This window comes from Aeribacillus sp. FSL K6-2848 (assembly GCF_038004325.1).
Taxonomy (GTDB): domain Bacteria; phylum Bacillota; class Bacilli; order Bacillales; family Aeribacillaceae; genus Aeribacillus; species Aeribacillus composti.
Window position 1 is genome coordinate 35527 of the sequence record NZ_JBBOQQ010000001.1, and the last position, 14148, is coordinate 49674.

13 protein-coding genes and 2 rRNA genes are annotated in these 14148 nt (G+C 41.5%); 14 read left to right on the top strand and 1 reads right to left on the bottom strand.

Annotation, left to right across the window (positions count from 1 at the left end; genetic code table 11):
- The first annotated feature begins 49 nt into the window (after positions 1-49).
- From NSS70_RS00160 to rsmI, 12 genes are all read left to right on the top strand, one after another.
- Positions 50-2982, top strand: a 23S ribosomal RNA gene (locus NSS70_RS00160).
- Positions 2983-3121: 139 nt separating this feature from the next.
- A 5S ribosomal RNA gene (rrf, locus tag NSS70_RS00165) occupies positions 3122-3237 on the top strand.
- 120 nt (positions 3238-3357) lie between these two features.
- Positions 3358-3561: a sigma factor G inhibitor Gin gene (locus tag NSS70_RS00170; RefSeq protein WP_063387602.1), complete on the top strand. Its 204-nt coding sequence runs from the start codon at positions 3358-3360 to the stop codon at positions 3559-3561.
- Between the two features lie 81 nt (positions 3562-3642).
- Complete coding sequence (locus NSS70_RS00175; protein ID WP_339210742.1) at positions 3643-5082, top strand: aminotransferase class I/II-fold pyridoxal phosphate-dependent enzyme; 1440 nt, start codon at positions 3643-3645, stop codon at positions 5080-5082.
- 5 nt (positions 5083-5087) lie between these two features.
- Entirely contained in the window at positions 5088-5723 is a 636-nt protein-coding gene (gene tmk, locus NSS70_RS00180) for a dTMP kinase (protein ID WP_063387600.1), read from the top strand.
- Positions 5724-5832: 109 nt separating this feature from the next.
- Positions 5833-6162 carry a cyclic-di-AMP receptor gene (locus NSS70_RS00185; RefSeq protein ID WP_063387599.1) on the top strand — a complete coding sequence of 110 codons (330 nt, stop codon included), beginning with the start codon at positions 5833-5835 and terminating at the stop codon, positions 6160-6162.
- Between the two features lie 12 nt (positions 6163-6174).
- A complete protein-coding gene (locus NSS70_RS00190) occupies positions 6175-6615 on the top strand; it encodes a YaaR family protein (RefSeq protein WP_063387598.1) in 441 nt (146 codons plus the stop codon).
- 16 nt (positions 6616-6631) lie between these two features.
- Complete coding sequence (gene holB / locus NSS70_RS00195; protein WP_063387597.1) at positions 6632-7624, top strand: DNA polymerase III subunit delta'; 993 nt, start codon at positions 6632-6634, stop codon at positions 7622-7624.
- A 2-nt stretch (positions 7625-7626) separates the two neighbouring features.
- The gene (locus NSS70_RS00200; RefSeq protein WP_063387596.1) at positions 7627-8454 is read left to right on the top strand and encodes a PSP1 domain-containing protein; all 828 of its coding nucleotides are present in this window, start codon (positions 7627-7629) and stop codon (positions 8452-8454) included.
- Positions 8455-8467: 13 nt separating this feature from the next.
- Positions 8468-8833 (top strand): DNA replication initiation control protein YabA, encoded by a 366-nt coding sequence (gene yabA, locus NSS70_RS00205; RefSeq protein WP_063387595.1) that lies wholly within the window; start codon positions 8468-8470, stop codon positions 8831-8833.
- Positions 8834-8905: 72 nt separating this feature from the next.
- Complete coding sequence (locus tag NSS70_RS00210) at positions 8906-9643, top strand: tRNA1(Val) (adenine(37)-N6)-methyltransferase (RefSeq protein ID WP_066247199.1); 738 nt, start codon at positions 8906-8908, stop codon at positions 9641-9643.
- Between the two features lie 48 nt (positions 9644-9691).
- On the top strand, positions 9692-10567 hold the full coding sequence (gene rsmI, locus NSS70_RS00215) for a 16S rRNA (cytidine(1402)-2'-O)-methyltransferase (RefSeq protein WP_066247202.1): 876 nt from the start codon (positions 9692-9694) through the stop codon (positions 10565-10567).
- 31 nt (positions 10568-10598) lie between these two features.
- Here the strand turns inward: rsmI and NSS70_RS00220 are convergent, their stop codons facing one another.
- A complete protein-coding gene (locus NSS70_RS00220; RefSeq protein ID WP_063387592.1) occupies positions 10599-10883 on the bottom strand; it encodes an AbrB/MazE/SpoVT family DNA-binding domain-containing protein in 285 nt (94 codons plus the stop codon).
- A gap of 315 nt (positions 10884-11198) precedes the next feature.
- On the opposite strand from NSS70_RS00220, the gene metG reads away from it, so the two are divergent.
- Together metG and NSS70_RS00230 are read left to right on the top strand one after the other, a co-directional pair.
- Positions 11199-13142, top strand: coding sequence for a methionine--tRNA ligase (gene metG, locus NSS70_RS00225; RefSeq protein WP_339198203.1), 1944 nt, complete (start codon positions 11199-11201; stop codon positions 13140-13142).
- Positions 13143-13238: 96 nt separating this feature from the next.
- Entirely contained in the window at positions 13239-14006 is a 768-nt protein-coding gene (locus NSS70_RS00230; protein WP_063387590.1) for a TatD family hydrolase, read from the top strand.
- Positions 14007-14148: the final 142 nt, after the last annotated feature.

Here is a 14148-nt window from a genome sequence, read left to right on the forward strand (position 1 = left end):
GGATAACGGAAAGACATTCACGAATAGATCGCTCATGTTAGGAAGAAACGGTTAAGTTAGAAAGGGCGCACGGTGGATGCCTTGGCACTAGGAGCCGATGAAGGACGGGACAAACACCGAAATGCTTCGGGGAGCTGTAAGTAAGCGTCGATCCGGAGATGTCCGAATGGGGGAACCCACTGTCCGTAATGGGGCAGTATCCATACCTGAATCCATAGGGTATGGAGGGCAACCCGGGGAACTGAAACATCTAAGTACCCGGAGGAAGAGAAAGCAACAGCGATTCCCTGAGTAGCGGCGAGCGAAACGGGAACAGCCCAAACCAAGAGGCGTGCCTCTTGGGGTTGTAGGACACTCGATTAAGGAGTGACAAAGGAACGGGGTAGACGAAGAGGTCTGGAAAGGCCCGTCAGAGAAGGTAACAACCCTGTAGTCGAAACTCCGTTCCCTCCCGAGTGGATCCTGAGTACGGCGGGACACGTGAAATCCCGTCGGAAGCAGGGAGGACCATCTCCCAAGGCTAAATACTCCCTAGTGACCGATAGTGAACCAGTACCGTGAGGGAAAGGTGAAAAGCACCCCGGGAGGGGAGTGAAAGAGAACCTGAAACCGTGTGCCTACAAGTAGTCAGAGCCCATTAACGGGTGATGGCGTGCCTTTTGTAGAATGAACCGGCGAGTTGCGATTTCGTGCAAGGTTAAGCCGAAAGGCGGAGCCGCAGCGAAAGCGAGTCTGAAGAGGGCGAAATAGTACGAGGTCGCAGACCCGAAACCAGGTGATCTACCCATGTCCAGGGTGAAGGCAAGGTAACACTTGCTGGAGGCCCGAACCCACGCACGTTGAAAAGTGCGGGGATGAGGTGTGGGTAGGGGTGAAATGCCAATCGAACTTGGAGATAGCTGGTTCTCTCCGAAATAGCTTTAGGGCTAGCCTCAAGGGAAGAGTCTTGGAGGTAGAGCACTGATTGGACGAGGGGCCCCCATCGGGTTACCGAATTCAGTCAAACTCCGAATGCCAATGACTTATCCTTGGGAGTCAGACTGCGAGTGATAAGATCCGTGGTCAAAAGGGAAACAGCCCAGACCGCCAGCTAAGGTCCCAAAGTATACGTTAAGTGGAAAAGGATGTGGAGCTGCTTAGACAACCAGGATGTTGGCTTAGAAGCAGCCACCATTTAAAGAGTGCGTAATAGCTCACTGGTCGAGTGGCTCTGCGCCGAAAATGTACCGGGGCTAAACGTATCACCGAAGCTGCGGGTTGACACCGTTGGTGTCAGCGGTAGGAGAGCGTTCTAAGGGCATCGAAGCCGGACCGGAAGGACCGGTGGAGCGCTTAGAAGTGAGAATGCCGGTATGAGTAGCGAAAGAGGAGTGAGAATCCCCTCCGCCGAAAGCCTAAGGTTTCCTGAGGAAGGCTCGTCCGCTCAGGGTTAGTCGGGACCTAAGCCGAGGCCGAAAGGCGTAGGTGATGGACAACAGGTTGATATTCCTGTACCACCTCCTCACCGTTTGAGCAATGGGGGGACGCAGGAGGATAGGGCAAGCGCGCGGTTGGATGTGCGCGTCCAAGCAGTTAGGGCTGGCAAGCAGGCAAATCCGCTTGCCGTGTGCTTGAGCTGTGATGGCGAGGGAAAGGAAGTACCGAAGTTCCCGATTCCACACTGCCAAGAAAAGCCTCTAGCGAGGTGAGAGGTGCCCGTACCGCAAACCGACACAGGTAGGCGAGGAGAGAATCCTAAGGTGAGCGAGAGAACTCTCGTTAAGGAACTCGGCAAAATGACCCCGTAACTTCGGGAGAAGGGGTGCTCATCAAGGTGATAAGCCATGATGAGCCGCAGTGAAAAGGCCCAGGCGACTGTTTAGCAAAAACACAGGTCTCTGCGAAACCGTAAGGTGAAGTATAGGGGCTGACGCCTGCCCGGTGCTGGAAGGTTAAGGGGAGCGCTTAGCGAAAAGCGAAGGTGCGAACCGAAGCCCCAGTAAACGGCGGCCGTAACTATAACGGTCCTAAGGTAGCGAAATTCCTTGTCGGGTAAGTTCCGACCCGCACGAAAGGCGTAACGATCTGGGCACTGTCTCAACGAGAGACTCGGTGAAATTATAGTACCTGTGAAGATGCAGGTTACCCGCGACAGGACGGAAAGACCCCGTGGAGCTTTACTGCAGCCTGATATTGAATGTGGGTACAGCTTGTACAGGATAGGTAGGAGCCAGAGACGCGTGAGCGCCAGCTTGCGCTGAGGCGACGGTGGGATACTACCCTGGCTGTACTGACATTCTAACCCGCGCCCCTGATCGGGGCGGGAGACAGTGTCAGGTGGGCAGTTTGACTGGGGCGGTCGCCTCCTAAAAGGTAACGGAGGCGCCCAAAGGTTCCCTCAGAATGGTTGGAAATCATTCGGAGAGTGCAAAGGCAGAAGGGAGCTTGACTGCGAGACCTACAAGTCGAGCAGGGACGAAAGTCGGGCTTAGTGATCCGGTGGTTCCGCATGGAAGGGCCATCGCTCAACGGATAAAAGCTACCCCGGGGATAACAGGCTGATCTCCCCCAAGAGTCCACATCGACGGGGAGGTTTGGCACCTCGATGTCGGCTCATCGCATCCTGGGGCTGTAGTCGGTCCCAAGGGTTGGGCTGTTCGCCCATTAAAGCGGTACGCGAGCTGGGTTCAGAACGTCGTGAGACAGTTCGGTCCCTATCCGTCGCGGGCGCAGGAAATTTGAGAGGAGCTGTCCTTAGTACGAGAGGACCGGGATGGACGCACCGCTGGTGTACCAGTTGTCCCGCCAGGGGCACCGCTGGGTAGCTATGTGCGGAAGGGATAAGCGCTGAAAGCATCTAAGCGTGAAGCCCCCCTCAAGATGAGATTTCCCATCGCTAAACGCGAGTAAGATCCCTTGAAGATGACGAGGTAGATAGGTCCGAGGTGGAAGCGTGGTGACACGTGGAGCTGACGGATACTAATCGATCGAGGACTTAACCAAGTAGGAGCATCTATTCGTGAAGGAACCGTTATCTAGTTTTGAAAGAATGATATTCAAAAAAGTGTTGACAACTGTGATCAAAAAGTTATAATAATAGTTGTCCATCGAACTGAATGGAACAATGAATAGAAAAAAATTGCTTGGTGGCAATGGCGAAGAGGTCACACCCGTTTCCATCCCGAACACGGAAGTTAAGCTCTTCAGCGCCGATGGTAGTGAGGGTTTGTCCCTTGCGAGAGTAGGACGCTGCCAGGCAAAAAGAAAAAGAGCGGCGATCGATGCTGCTCTTTTTTTATATGAAAATAAATAAAAAATTCCAAAAATTGCATAGATTATATTTATTTTGGACATAATGAAGGTGGAGGTGGAGAAGGAATGACTTACAGTCAACAGAGTGAAATAATTGGGGAAACGTGTGTGATCTGTGATAAGCAAAAAGAGAAAGGCATTCATTTATATTCAAGTTTTATTTGCACAGATTGTGAAAAGGACATGGTGCAGACTGATACGAGTGACCGGAAATATCAATATTTTGTTGAACAATTAAAAAAAGCGGCAGCTTCCAAAATTTATTCTTAACTTGGCTATAAACAGATGGTCAAGTTTTTCTTTTTGTTATAATGAAATTATGCAGCAAATAGAAAAGGGCGATGAAAGCAGATGGGAAAAATTCGTACTCCGTTGTATAATGCTTTAATTCAACATTGTCAGTTAAATCCTCTTTCGTTTCATGTACCTGGTCATAAAAACGGGATTCTTTATGATCCAAATCAGTTTCCGCATTTTCGCCAAACGCTTCAGCTGGATTTGACTGAGATTGCTAATTTAGATGATTTATATGCGCCAGAAGGGATCATTAAAGAGGCGCAGCAGCTTGCAGCAGAATTATATGGAGTATCGTCAACATATTTTTTAGTGAATGGTTCAACGGTCGGAAACTTGGCAATGATTCTTGCTAATTGCCAAAAGGGGGATGTCGTATTCGTTCAACGAAATAGTCATAAATCAGTGATGCATGGATTAGAGCTGGCCGGTGCAAAGCCTGTTTTTTTATCTCCCAAGTTCGATGAAGGTTTTCAAGTGCCTTCTTATGTACCAGTTGAAACGGTAAAGAAAGCTTTTCAAAAATATCCTCAAGTAAAAGCGATCATTTTGACAAGCCCTACCTATTACGGTTTAACATATACAAAATTAAATGAACTTATTCAATTTGCTCATTCCCGCCGTGTTCCGGTATTAGTCGATGAAGCTCATGGGGCTCATTTGATCGCAAGTTCTTCGTTTCCGAAATCAGCTGTTTCGGTTGGTGCAGATGTTGTCGTACAATCTGCCCATAAAACATTGCCTGCTATGACAATGGGAGCATTTTTGCATGTAAACAGCAAATTGGTGAATGAGGAAAAAATTAGCCATTATATACATATGCTGCAAACAAGCAGTCCGTCTTATTTGATTATGGCCTCACTTGATTTAGCAAGAGCGTATGTCGAGGATATGTTAACGAAGGAAGAGGAATTGAATCAAACTTTAAATAAATATGTGGAGATCTTTCAACAGCTTGACTATATCGATATAGTGTCTTCGAAGGATCCTTTTGTGGCTGTTGATCCTTTAAAGCTGACAATTCGTTCACAAAATGCCATGTCAGGTTATGATTTAATGGAGCTTTTTGAAAAAGCACGTATTTATCCTGAGCTTGCCGATCCTCTAAATGTTTTGTTTGTGCTTCCGTTTGCTAAAGAGTTTCAAGATACTGGACACTTTTCGAAAGTCAATGACATATTAAAAAATACCCAAACAAGCAAGATGGAATGGGGTCTTCAGAAGGAAGTACAAATAGACGAAATCAGCCAGCTATCTATTTCTTACGAGGCAATGGAAAACAGTACAAAAACATTTGTATCATTAGAAGAAGCGATAGGAGAGATCTCTGCTGAAATGATTATTCCTTATCCGCCGGGAATACCGCTTTTGATGAGAGGAGAAAAAATTACAAAAAATCAAATTGAAGCGTTGAAAAGGTTAATGGAGCTGCGTGCTAATTTTCAAGGAGGAAAGAAATTAGCAGAAGGCCTTATTTCTATTTTCAGGAAAAGGTGATCTTAATGAAAGGAATTTTTATTACGTTTGAAGGACCTGAAGGAGCGGGGAAAACGACAATTATTAAAAAGCTTGAAAAAAAGTTAGAAAAAGAAGGAAAAGACGTTGTCGTGACGCGCGAGCCAGGCGGTATTGTCATCAGCGAGAAAATTCGGGAAATTATTCTTCATAAAGAACATACAGAGATGGATGCAAGGACCGAGGCGCTTCTTTATGCTGCCGCGAGAAGACAGCATTTAGTCGAAAAAGTAATTCCCGCTCTTCATAAAGGAAAAATTGTACTTTGCGATCGATTCGTTGACAGTTCTTTAGCCTATCAAGGGTATGCAAGAGGTCTCGGGATTCAAGAGGTGCTTGAAATAAATCAATTTGCAATAACCGGCATGATGCCCAATCTTACGCTGTTTTTTGATATTTTGCCGGAAAAAGGATTAGCAAGAATAACTAGCAATCAAAATCGAGAAATCAATCGACTTGACTTGGAAAAATTGGATTTCCATCAAAAGGTTTATGAAGGATACAAGAAAATCATTGAAATGTTTCCGAATAGAATAAAAGTGATCAATGCAGATCAGCCTTTAGAAAAAGTTTTTTTTGAAGCGGAGAGTGCATTGGACTTATTTTGGAAGGAAACATTGTAGTCATATCGTTCTCAAGCTTGATATAATGAAGAAAAATTGATATTCGCTGCAAAATGTCCTGGCAAGATGTCCTGCTTTTCCGTTTTTATTAATAAGGAGGCTTTTCCGTATGAAATTGATTATGGCTGTTGTCCAGGATCAAGATAGCAACCGCTTATTAAAAGCCCTGACGGAACATAACTTTCGTGTGACAAAGCTTGCAAGCACCGGGGGATTTTTAAAGTCCGGCAACACTACTTTTATTATTGGAACAGAAGACATTCGTGTGCAAAAAGCGCTCGATATCATTAAAACGAACTGCCAATCTCGCCAACAGCTTGTTGCTCCAGTTTCACCGATAGGCGGGAATACCGACTCTTACGTTCCCTATCCGCTTGAAATTGAGGTTGGCGGTGCAACTGTTTTTGTCCTTCCAGTTGAACAATTTCATCAATTTTAAAGGTGAGAGCAAATGAAAGTTAATGAAGATTTAAGAACAATACTGCCTAAACAAACAATTGAACAGAACGGAACACAAAACAGATCTAAAATATTTTCTCAAATGGTTGAAAAGCATGAATCCAAGCTCCATGAAGAACAATGGAAACAGCTTTTAAATGAACTGGAGGAAGCCGGAGAACGTCTAAGTAAATCGAGAAATATGCATGATTTGTCTAAGTTTAAAAGATTAGTAAAGCGGCTTATTCGTGAAACGATTGAATTCGGAATGGGTGTCAAAGAATCAAAGAGCTGGGATTTTTATGGGAACAGACGGAATTTAAAAATCGTTTCCCAAATTGACCAAAAGCTGGTGGAATTGACCGAAGAAATTTTAAATAAAGAAAAAGATGCCGTAAACATTTTAGGGAAAATAGGGGAAATAAAAGGGCTGATCGTGAATTTATATACGTAAGTGAGTGGTACAATAAATGAAAACATGGGAAGAACTCGAAAAACTTCAGCCAAAAGTATTGAAAATAATACAAAATTCTTTTAAGAAAAATAGATTGGCCCACGCCTATTTATTTCAAGGGAAAAAGGGCACAGGAAAAAAGGATGCTGCTTTTTTAACTGCAAAAAGTTATTTTTGCGAGCATTTGGAGAAAAATTATAAACCGTGCGGACAATGTTCAAACTGCAAGAGAGTTGAGAGCGGAAATCATCCTGATCTTCACTTTATAGAGCCTGATGGCTTATCAATCAAAAAAGAACAAATAGAAGCATTGCAGAAGGAATTTGCAAAAACGGGCGTTGAATCGAACCGGAAGCTTTATATCATATCTGGATGCGACCAGATGACTGTCAATGCGGCCAACAGTTTATTGAAATTTTTGGAGGAACCGACGGAAGGAACAATGGCAATATTAATAACAAATCAAGTTCATCGAGTGTTGCCGACAATTCTTTCTAGATGCCAAATATTAACCTTCCAACCCATTCCCCCAAAAATGATTCAGCAGGAACTTGAGAAAAAAGGAACTCCAAGTCATATAGCTGCCCTCGTCAGTCAAGTTACCAATAATATTGAAGAAGCATTTTCACTTAGCCGTGACGATTGGTTTGCGGAAGCAAGAACCAAAGTGATAAAATTATATGAAGTATTGGACTCCCGTCCCGACCATGCATTGCTTTTTATTCATAATCATTGGGTGCCTTTTTTTGCAGATAAAGAGCAAATGGAAATGGGACTGGATTTTCTCCTATTTTTATATAAAGATTTATTATCAATTCAAATCGGAAATGAAGATGACGTTGTTTATTTAGATATATTGCCAATGTTAAAACAGCAAGGGCTAAAGCTTGGCCAACGAACTGTTTTACACCAAATCGTCTCCATTTTGAATGCAAAAAAACGGTTAAATTTCAATGTTAATCCGCAGCTTCTTATGGAAGATTTGGTTTTAACATTGCAGGAGGGATAAGCTTGTATGATGTTGTAGGAGTTCGCTTTAAAAAGGCGGGAAAAATTTATTATTTTGATCCAAATGGTTTTGATATACAGCTTGATGATTATGTCATTGTTGAAACAATCAGAGGGATTGAATATGGAAAAGTAGTAGTCAGCAAAAAACAAGTGGAAGAGCATGATATTGTGCTTCCATTAAAGAAAGTCATTCGGAAAGCTGATGAAAAGGATCGGATGATTGTCCAAGAAAACAACAGGGCAGCAAAAGAAGCGATGGATATTTGTTTAAAAAAAGTAGAAGAACACGGTTTAGAGATGAAGCTTGTCGATGTAGAGTATACATTTGACCGCAACAAAGTCATTTTTTACTTTACTGCTGACGGGCGTATTGATTTTCGCGAGCTTGTAAAAGATTTGGCCTCTATTTTTAAAACGAGAATTGAACTTCGACAAATCGGGGTGCGAGACGAAGCGAAAATGCTTGGCGGAATCGGCCCCTGTGGAAGAATGCTATGCTGCTCCACATTTTTAGGGGATTTTGAGCCTGTTTCGATTAAGATGGCGAAAGATCAAAATTTGTCTTTGAATCCTACAAAGATTTCGGGGTTATGCGGAAGATTAATGTGCTGTTTAAAATATGAGAATGATGAATATGAAACAGCAAAAGAGCAACTTCCGGATATTGGAGATACTATAGAAACTCCGAATGGAACAGGAAAGGTTGTCGGACTAAATATTTTAGAACGTGTGCTGCAAGTCGAACTGATCAATCGCGATCGCGTCGTTGAATACACATGGGAAGAATTAATACAAGACGATGCTGTTTCTATGGAGTTCACAGATTAGAGGTGGAAAACCAGTGAACAAAAAAGAAATTTTTGATGCTGTGACATTGCTGGAGGAACAAATTGGTTATTTGTACCGCCAATTAGGAGAATTAAAGCAGCATATAGGAGAATTAATTGAAGAAAACCAACATTTAAAATTGGAAAACGACCACTTGCGCAAACGAATGTCTTCTTTTGATCAAATGAATTTGAAACAAGAAGAATTGAAAAGCGCTAAGAAGAAGGAAAAAAAGCTTGGACATATAGATATTGGCGAAGGGTATGATAACCTGGCAAGACTTTATCAGGAAGGATTTCATATTTGTAATCTGCATTATGGCAGTGTAAGGAAAGATGGAGATTGCCTGTTCTGCCTCTCATTTTTAAATAAAAAGTAAGTGCAGCTTCCTTTTCAGGAGGCTTTTCTTATGACTAGGACGAGTAAGTAATCTCAAGAAAGGGAAATTTACATGGTATATTTGCACGATGATGAAAGGCTGGATTATTTGTTAGCGGAAGATTTGCGCATCATTCAAAGTCCTTCAGTTTTTGCATTTTCTCTCGATGCAGTTCTTCTCGCAAAATTTGTGTATGTCCCGATCCAAAAAGGGAATTTGATTGACCTTTGTACAGGAAACGGGGTGATTCCACTTTTATTAAGCACAAGAACAAAAGGAACGATCACAGGAGTGGAAATACAAAAGCGGCTGTTTGATATGGCTGTCAGATCTGTCCAATATAATCACCTTGAACATCAAATAAAGATCATTCACGGCGACATTTTGGACATGCCGAAACAGCTTGGGTATGGGAAGTTCGATGTTGTAACATGCAATCCCCCTTATTTCAAAACGCCGGGACAAGAAGAGTTAAATAAAAACGAATATTTTGCGATTGCAAGGCATGAAATATTATGCACTCTTGAAGATGCTATACGTGTAAGCAGCCAATTGGTAAGGCCGGGGGGAAAAGTTGCCTTTGTCCATCGTCCAGGACGATTTTTAGAAATGATCGAACTCATGAAAAAATATCGAGTGGAACCGAAAAGAATTCGCTTTGTATATCCAAAGCTTGGAAAGGAAGCAAATACTTTATTAGTAGAAGGAATAAAAGATGGGAATCCTGATTTAAAAATTCTACCCCCATTGATCGTTTACGATGATCAAAACAATTATACGGATGAAGTTCAAAAAATATTGTACGGGTAAATAAAATGTGACTAAAGCGGAATGTATACATTATGGTGGTGAATAGGGATGTGGCAGCAAAAAAGCTATGCGGAAGATGTAGAGAAGGGCGCACTATATTTAGTGCCGACGCCGATCGGAAATTTAGAAGATATGACGTTCCGTTCAATCCGTGTGTTAAAAGAGTGTGACGTTATTGCAGCGGAGGACACGAGACAAACGAAAAAATTATGTCATTATTATCATATTGATACAAACATCATCAGCTATCATGAACATAATAAAAATTCGAGTGGAAGACAGATCATGAAAATGATTGAAGAGGGGAAAAAAGTTGCACTTGTCAGCGATGCCGGCATGCCAACCATTTCTGATCCAGGAAGTGAGCTTGTTCAGCTAGTTTTAGACCATCATTATCCGGTTATACCGCTTCCGGGGGCTAATGCTGCATTAACGGCATTGATCGCTTCAGGAATTGCGCCTCAGCCTTTTTATTTTTTTGGATTTTTACATCACAAGAAAAAAGAAAAGAAAAAACAATTGGAGCAATTAAAAAATAAGAAAGAAACCATTATCCTTTATGAATCTCCTCATCGACTCGTTGAAACGTTAAAGGATATTCATGAATTTTTTGGCAATAGGAAAATAGCTGTTGCTCGAGAGTTAACAAAAATGTATGAGGAGTTTGTGAGGGGGACAGTTGATGAACTATTAGATTGGGCGGAAAATCATGAAATCAAAGGGGAGTTTTGTTTAATCATTGAAGGCAGTCAAGAAAATACTCCCGATGATAACAAAGAAACATGGTGGAGTAAATGGACGATTAAAGAACATGTTGAACATTATATAGAAAAAGGCTATCCATCAAAAGAAGCGATCAAATTGGCCGCATTGGATCGAAATTTGCCAAAACGGGAAGTGTATCAGGAGTATCATTTGAAATAAAAGTCCCTGAATAGTAGGGACTTTTAACTTTTTATTTAGAAGATTCCAAAATGGTTTGGATTTCTTTTAAAATTTGCTCTGCACCTTCGCGGCTAAGAACAATTTTTCCGCCTGCAAGCTGGAAGTTATCATCAGAAACTTCTCCAGTTACTTGACAAGTCATGCTAGGTTTATATTTTTTCAAAATGATGCGGTCGTCATCCACATAAATTTCTAAAGCATCTTTTTCAGCAATTCCTAATGTTCTGCGCAATTCAATCGGAATAACTACGCGTCCCAACTCATCAACTTTACGAACAATTCCAGTAGATTTCATAAAATTTGTCTCCTCCCATTTGTAAAATAAAGATTTATCGCCTATATACTCCCTTTTTCGCCATTATTCGACATTTGCGATTGTCAATTAATAGAATAACAGTTTTTCCAATAAACGTCAATCCTTTTGATTCGAAATACTGTTCAATTTAAATAACTGTGCAAATCTTATAAGATGATGAAAGATTATGTATATTTTCTTGATAAAACAGGCTATGATGGTATCATAGAATATGTAATCAATGCTTGGTTTTGTCGCTCTCGTCCAACTGACGAGAGCTTTTCTGTAATGTAGTGGCAAAGGAGGATTAATATTGTGGAAAACAGAAAAAAAACATTTTATTTAACGACGCCCATTTACTATCCGAGCGATAAATTACATATCGGTCATGCGTATACAACGGTAGCCGGCGATGCCATGTCGAGATATAAACGCCTTCGCGGTTATGATGTCATGTATTTAACGGGAACTGACGAGCATGGGCAAAAAATCCAGCGAAAAGCGGAGGAAAAAGGAGTATCTCCTAAAAAGTATGTTGATGATATTGTTTCAGGGATTAAAGAATTATGGAAAAAATTAGATATTTCCTATGATGATTTTATAAGAACGACTGAAGAGCGACATAAGAAGGTAGTAGAAAAAATTTTCGACCGTCTAGTAAAGCAGGGAGATATTTATTTAGATGAGTATGAAGGATGGTACTGTACGCCTTGTGAATCGTTTTTTACAGAAAGACAGCTAGTGGACGGAAATTGCCCTGATTGCGGCCGCCCTGTTGAGAAGGTAAAAGAAGAGTCTTATTTCTTTAAAATGAGCAAATATGTCGACAGGCTTCTGCAATTTTATGAAGAAAATCCAGAGTTTATTCAGCCGGAATCAAGAAAAAACGAAATGATCAATAACTTTATAAAGCCTGGGCTGGAAGATTTGGCGGTATCCCGGACGACTTTTGACTGGGGCATTAAAGTTCCTGGTAATCCAAAACATGTTATTTATGTTTGGATTGACGCATTGACAAACTATATTACGGCGCTCGGCTACGGAACCGAGAATGAAGAAAAATTTAAAAAATATTGGCCTGCAGATGTTCATTTAGTAGGGAAAGAGATTGTCCGCTTTCACACGATATACTGGCCGATTATGCTCATGGCGCTTGATCTGCCTCTTCCTAAAAAAGTGTTTGGACATGGATGGCTGTTAATGAAGGACGGAAAAATGTCTAAATCAAAAGGAAATGTTGTGGATCCAGTTACATTGATTGACCGTTATGGGCTTGATGCTTTGCGCTATTATTTGCTGCGTGAAGTTCCGTTTGGAGCGGACGGAGTATTTACTCCTGAAGGCTTTGTGGAGCGCATTAACTATGATTTAGCTAATGACTTAGGAAACTTACTAAACCGAACGGTGGCCATGATCGATAAATATTTTGACGGCATTGTAAAAAAAGAACAAGCGGATGAAACCCCTTACGATGAGGCTCTTCGCTCATTCAGAACCGAAACAGTTAAAAAGTACGAAGAAGCCATGGATAAAATGGAGTTTTCCGTTGCGCTGACAGCCCTATGGCAATTTATTGGCCGGACAAATAAATACATTGATGAGACGGAGCCTTGGGTACTGGCAAAAGACGAGTCAAAAAGAAATCAGCTTGCATCCGTCATGTATCATTTGGCTGAGTCGCTTCGACATATAGCCGTTTTATTAAAACCATTTTTAACAAAAACACCGGATAAAATTTTTGCGCAAATAGGTGTAGAGGACGATCATTTGAAAAATTGGGAATCCATTCATAAGTTTGGACAGCTGGAAGAGGTTCGGGTGCAAAAAAGAGAGCCGCTGTTTCCGCGTTTAGATATCGAACAGGAAGTGAACTATATAAAAGAGCAGATGAAAGGATCGGCACCTGAGGCTAAAAAAGAAACAGCAGATGATGAGAATGAAATTACAATTGATGATTTTATGAAAGTGGATTTACGCGTGGCGGAGGTTATTCAAGCGGAGAGAGTAGAAAAAGCAGACAAGCTGTTAAAACTTCAGTTGGATTTAGGATCTGAAAAACGCCAAGTTGTTTCTGGAATTGCTAAATATTATCAGCCTGAACAATTAATCGGCAAAAAAGTTATTTGTGCAATAAATTTAAAACCGGTAAAATTGCGTGGAGAATTGTCGCAAGGAATGATTTTGGCAGGGGAAGAAAACGGAACCTTGTCGCTTGCTACCGTCGATTCAGATTTACCGAATGGAACGAAAATCAAATAAATTTGTCGAAGATTGTTTTTTTGGGGTGTTTCACGTGGAACACCTCTTTCCCTTTTATCGAAAAAGGGAAAAAATGATTGGAAAGGATGTCAAAATATGCTGTTTGATACTCATGCACATTTAAATGCGGTGCAATTTGAGGAGGATTTAAACGAAGTAATTGACCGGGCACTTCAAGAAAAAGTGGAAACTATCGTTGTTGTCGGCTTTGACCGCGAAACAATTCCAAAGGCTATAGAGCTTTCTGAAAGGTATGACTTTATATATGCAGCTGTCGGCTGGCATCCGGTTGATGCCATTGATATGACGGATCACGATTTAGATTGGTTAAGAGAGCTTTCCAGCCATCCGAAAGTTGTCGCACTAGGTGAAATGGGCCTGGATTATCATTGGGATAAATCACCTAAGGATGTGCAAAAAGAAGTGTTTCGCAAGCAAATTGCATTAGCAAAGGAAGTACAGCTGCCGATCATTATTCATAACAGAGAAGCAACTGCAGACATTGTTCAAATATTAAAAGAGGAAAATGCGAAGGAAGTAGGCGGAGTCATGCATTGCTTTTCCGGAAGCTTAGAGGTTGCCAAGCAATGTATGGACATGAATTTCTATATTTCGTTCGGCGGTCCTGTTACATTTAAAAATGCAAAAAAACCAAAAGAAGTAGCTGCGGAAATTCCATTGGACCGATTATTAATTGAAACCGATTGTCCTTATTTAACCCCTCATCCATTCCGTGGCAAACGGAATGAACCAAGCTATGTCAAATATATCGCAGAAAAAATTGCAGAGCTGAAAGGACTCACCTTTGAAGAAATAGCAAAAATTACAACCAGAAATGGAAAAAAATTATTCGGCATTTCATGATAAAGATTTCTGTCGAAGCTTGTTCAAGCTTGTCTGAAAAAAGAATGATTCAAAAAAGTTCTACACGTCTTCTTTTCCTCATAGGATAAACGTGTCGAGAAGTCTTTCTTCACTTTTTGTTCAAACTTCAAGATAATAGTTA